General features: G+C 70.2%; 6 protein-coding genes. 4 read left to right on the top strand and 2 right to left on the bottom strand.

Annotated features, from left to right (window positions below; all coding sequences use genetic code 11):
* Positions 1–328 (bottom strand): MarR family transcriptional regulator (locus HKK72_RS36620; RefSeq protein WP_187238982.1); only part of this gene is annotated, 328 nt, incomplete at its 3' end.
* A 68-nt stretch (positions 329–396) separates the two neighbouring features.
* Here HKK72_RS36620 and HKK72_RS36615 point away from each other — a divergent pair.
* Positions 397–1,311 (top strand): nitroreductase/quinone reductase family protein, encoded by a 915-nt coding sequence (locus tag HKK72_RS36615; RefSeq protein ID WP_261987548.1) that lies wholly within the window; start codon positions 397–399, stop codon positions 1,309–1,311.
* 118 nt (positions 1,312–1,429) lie between these two features.
* Here HKK72_RS36615 and HKK72_RS36610 read toward each other — a convergent pair whose 3' ends face one another.
* Entirely contained in the window at positions 1,430–2,587 is a 1,158-nt protein-coding gene (locus tag HKK72_RS36610; RefSeq protein ID WP_187238980.1) for a serine hydrolase domain-containing protein, read from the bottom strand.
* Positions 2,588–2,763: 176 nt separating this feature from the next.
* Between HKK72_RS36610 and HKK72_RS36605 the strand changes: the two genes are divergently transcribed.
* From HKK72_RS36605 to HKK72_RS36595, 3 genes are all read left to right on the top strand, one after another.
* On the top strand, positions 2,764–3,432 hold the full coding sequence (locus tag HKK72_RS36605) for a lytic polysaccharide monooxygenase (protein ID WP_187238979.1): 669 nt from the start codon (positions 2,764–2,766) through the stop codon (positions 3,430–3,432).
* 125 nt (positions 3,433–3,557) lie between these two features.
* On the top strand, positions 3,558–4,094 hold the full coding sequence (locus HKK72_RS36600; protein ID WP_187238978.1) for a TetR family transcriptional regulator: 537 nt from the start codon (positions 3,558–3,560) through the stop codon (positions 4,092–4,094).
* 3 nt (positions 4,095–4,097) lie between these two features.
* On the top strand, positions 4,098–4,381 hold a 284-nt coding region (locus HKK72_RS36595), incomplete at its 3' end, for a DMT family transporter (protein WP_187238977.1).

Below are 4,381 nucleotides of genomic sequence, written 5' to 3'. Positions count from 1 at the left end.
CCGTGCGATTGGCCTCGGCGATGCTCACGATGGTGCGCCTGCGGTCGGCGTCGTCCTCGCGCCGGTCCACGACTCCCTTGCGGCTCAGATCGCCGACCATCAGGCTCACCGTGGCCGGGGCGATCTCGAGCCGGGCGGCGAGTTCATTGACGCCGAGCGGACCGTCGAAGAGCAGGTAGGCCAGCAGCGACAGGTGTCGCGGCGCCAGGTCGAGTGACCGTAGCGGTTCGGGGACGGGGATGCGCTTGGCCCGCCCCACCATGCGCGGCATCAGCAGCAGCAGCGTCCGGACTCCGTCATCGACGCTCAGGCCGGCCTCGCTTGACATGGATTGCCCTCCAAATTAACTTTGACATGCAAACAAAATATCTCTTACTGCATGGAGGTCATCCTCGCATGACGGACTTCAACGAGAAGATCATTGAGGAGTTCCGGGCGAACGCGGGAAAGGTGGGCGGGCCGTTCGAGGGATCGCCTCTCGCCCTGCTGACCACCGTCGGCGCCAGGTCCGGCAGGCGGCGCACCAGCCCGGTGGGGTATGTGCCCGACGGCGACCGGGTGCTGGTCGTCGCCTCCAACGCGGGTGCCCCTCACCACCCGGCCTGGTACCACAACCTGCTGGCCAACCCCCAGGTCACCGTTGAGATCGGCACCGAGAGCCACGAGGCCACCGCGGTCCCCGCGCAGGGCGAGGAACGCGACCGTCTCTTCGCCCGTGTGGTGCGTGCCGCCCCGGGATACGGCGACTACCAGGCGATGACCTCGCGGATCCTTCCGGTGGTGGTCCTCCACCGCACGCACCCGGCATCCGCGGCGGCCTGGGGCCGGGCGCTCGGCGAGGAGCTGCGTGAGCTGCACGGCTGGTTCCGCCAGGAGCTCGCCACGCTCCGCGACGACGTCGAGGCATATCTCGGCGATCAGGCGACCGCTCCCGGTGCAGGGCGGGCGACGCCACAGGTGGCACGGCAGCTGCGCGAGCGCTGCCTGTCGTTCTGCGAAGGGCTCGGCCGGCATCACACCGGTGAGGACACCGTGGCGTTCCCTCACCTGAAGGAGCGGTTCCCCGAACTGGATCAGGCGCTCGACCGGCTCCGGCGGGAGCACGCCGTGGTGGAGCGCCTCCGTGGCGAGCTGCAGGCGGCACTCGGCACGCTCGACACCGGCGGTGCCGGGCAGCAGGGCCCCGACCGGCTTCGGGCCGACGTCGAACGGCTGGCGTCCGAGCTGGAGGCGCACTTCGACTACGAGGAGGAGCAGCTCATCCCCGCGCTGAACTCCCTGACCGGCGTGCCATGGCCCCGCCCCCGGTGAACCGGCCGAGGCGCGCGGGCGGCGACGGTGGTCTCGTCCCGCCGGAGCGGAGGGCGGCGGGGGGAGTGGCCCGTCCGCGGCGGAAACCAGCCGTGCAGCGGTCGTGGTCCGAGGTCGATCATGCGGAGAGCCCTTCATAGGCGGCAAGCACGATGCCTAGACCTCGGTCGTCGCCCAGCGTGGACTGGTCGTCGAGCATCCGATTCATCACGTACGACACCGTCATGCGGGCATCGAGGTCGATCAGTACCAACGAGCCGCCCCATCCGCCCCAGAAGCACGTACGTGGGTTGGGCAGTTGGCCGCCGGACATGCCGTAACCCATGCCGTAGCGCATCGGCACACCCAGGATGCGGTCCACGCCGCGGAACTGCTCCTCCAGAGCACGCTCGCAGCCCGCCTGCGACAGCAGTCGCACACCCCGCGCCGCTCCGCCGCACGCCAGCACCGACTGCACAGCGCCGACCGAGCGGGCGTTACCGTGTCCGTTCGCGGCCGGGATCTCGGCGCGCCGCCACGCGGGGGTGTTCGCCTCGATGGGCCGGATCGGCGGGTTGCCGGGCGCGCTGCGCGGGGAGGTCGTGCCCGTGCCAGTGCGCTTGCCGGTGTCCGCGCCGCCCGTCTGTGCGGGCTGTACGGGCGGCGGCGCGATGATCGGGGCGACGCGGTGGTCGTGCTCGGCGGGCAGCCCGATGTGGAAGTCGGCGCCCAGCGGCCCGGCCACCTCCTCTCCGAAGAACGCGCCCAAACTGCGGCCGGTGACGCGGCGGACGACCTCTCCCACCAGGTAGCCCTGGGTGAACGCGTGGTAGCCGGCCTCGGCGCCCGGCTCCCAGTGGGGGGCCTGCGCGGCCAGCCGCGCCGTGGCGGTCGGCCAGTCGTACAGGTCCTCGACCGCCATCGGTTCGTCCCAGGTGGGCAGGCCCGCGGTGTGGGAGAGCAGATGCCGTACCCGCACGCGGTCCTTGCCCGCGACGGCGAACTCCGGCCAGTACTCGGGGACCGGCGCGTCGAGGTCGAGGTCGCCGCGGTCGGCGAGGATGAGCGCGCACAGCGCCGTCATCGTCTTGGTGGTGGACCAGACGTTGGTGATGGTGTCGCGCTCCCAGGGGAGGGTGCGGGCCTCGTCGGTGTAGCCGCCCCAGATGTCGACCACCGGCACGCCGTCCAGGTACACCGCCGCTGAGGCGCCCACGTCGTCGTCGTCGAGCGAGGCCGCCAGCGCCCGGCGCACCTCGCCGAACCGGTCGTCGCACCTGCCGTGGGTCTGCGCCATGGGCGGAACCTAACCCGGTCGGCTCGGTCCGGGCCAGAGATTAAATCCCTCGCGACCCGAGCCGTGGATGAAAACCCTGAAAGTCAGGTAGTCCGACTCCGGTCAGTCAAGTTAGTCTCACTACGTGTGGGAGCGCTCCTATCTACTGGCCCGAACCGGAAGAAGGAGACCGCACAATGCCTCGTCACGAGTACGCCAAAGCCCCCCGCAGGGCCGTTCGCGCCCTGACGCTGCTGTCGGCAGTGATGCTCTTTCTGAACTGCTGGGTCGACATCGCCGCCGCCCACGGATCGATCGTCAATCCGGCCTCCCGTAACTACGGCTGCTGGCTTCGCTGGGGGAACGACCATCTGAATCCCAACATGCAGCAGGAAGACCCCATGTGCTGGCAGGCATGGCAGGACAACCCGAACGCCATGTGGAACTGGAACGGGTTGTACCGCAACAACGTCGGCGGCAACCACCAGGGGGCGGTCCCGGACGGGCAGCTGTGCAGCGGCGGCCTCGCCGAGAGCGCCCGGTACCGGTCCATGGACGCCGTGGGCCCGTGGAAGATGACGAACATCGGCAGCAACTTCACGGCGCAGCTCTACGACCAGGCCAGCCATGGGGCGGACTACTTCCGGATCTACGTCACCCGCCAGGGCTACGACGCCGCCACCCAGCCGCTGCGCTGGAGCAACCTGGAGCTGGTCCGCCAAACCGGCCGGTACGCCCCCAGCCAGAACATCTCGATCGACGTCAGCGCCCCTGGGCGCAGTGGTCGCCACGTCGTCTTCACGATCTGGCAGGCCTCGCACATGGATCAGGCGTACTACATCTGCAGCGACGTGAACTTCACCTGAGCGGCTGAGCCGCGCCACAGGTCCCGCCGGACGCCCTCCCGTCCGGCGGGACCTGCCGCGTGCGCATGACTCAGTGGTCGCCGCCGGTTCATCGAACTGTACCGGTCAGCCGGTACAGTCATCTTGTGGCGGATACGCGAAACCGGCTGTTGGACGCCGCGACCGAGGTACTCCTGCGGGACGGCGCCCAAGCGCTCACGCTGGAAGCGGTGGCGGGCGAGGCGCAAGTGAGCAAGGGCGGTCTCTTTTACCACTTCCCGACGAAGCAGGCGCTGGTCGCCGGAATGGTCGACCGGCTGGTGGCCAGGTTCGACACAGCGCTCGCCGAGGCCGGTGACGAGCCCGGCGCCGCCACCCGCGTGTACCTGACGGCCACGGTCGAGCAGAGGCCGACGGCGGCGGGTGTCTCCGCCGACCGGACGACCGCCGCTCTGCTCGCGGCGGCGCTGGTCGAGCCCGAGGCGCTCACGCCGCTACGCGAGACGTACCGCGCGTGGCAGAGGCGACTGGAGCGCGACGGCATCGACCCCGCACTCGCCACGGTCGTACGCCTCGCCGTCGACGGCTGGTGGCTCTCCCGGCTGGTCGACCTGGCACCGCCCGCCCCGGATCTGCATGAACGGGTCTATGCGCTCCTCGACGGCCTCATCGGAAGGAACTGACCCATGGCCTGGCTCATGCTCGTCGGGGCGATCGTCGCCGAAGTCGTCGCGACGCTGGCGCTACGGGGCACCGCCGAGGCGTTCCGGCCGCTACCGGTGCTGGCCGCCGTCGCCGGATATCTGATCGCCTTCACGCTGATGGCCCTGGCGTTGCGGACGCTCAACGTCGGCACCGTGTACGCGATCTGGTCGGGCGTCGGCACCGCCGGCGTGGCGGCCCTCGCCGCCATGCTGTACGACGAGCGACTCAACCTCACCGCCGTGGCGGGCATGGCGCTGATCGTCAC

It is taken from the genome of Actinomadura sp. HBU206391 (assembly GCF_014323665.1).
Lineage (GTDB): Bacteria > Actinomycetota > Actinomycetes > Streptosporangiales > Streptosporangiaceae > Actinomadura_C.
The sequence above is the reverse complement of the archived record's forward strand: the minus strand, read 5'-3'. Positions and strand labels throughout refer to the sequence as shown.

Excerpts from the sequence above, each read along its gene's own strand:
- HKK72_RS36605 (WP_187238979.1), top strand. The coding sequence starts at position 2,764 with ATGCCTCGTCACGAGTACGCCAAAGCCCCCCGCAGGGCCGTTCGCGCC.
- HKK72_RS36615 (WP_261987548.1), top strand. The coding sequence starts at position 397 with ATGACGGACTTCAACGAGAAGATCATTGAGGAGTTCCGGGCGAACGCG.
- HKK72_RS36610 (WP_187238980.1), bottom strand. The coding sequence starts at position 2,587 with ATGGCGCAGACCCACGGCAGGTGCGACGACCGGTTCGGCGAGGTGCGC.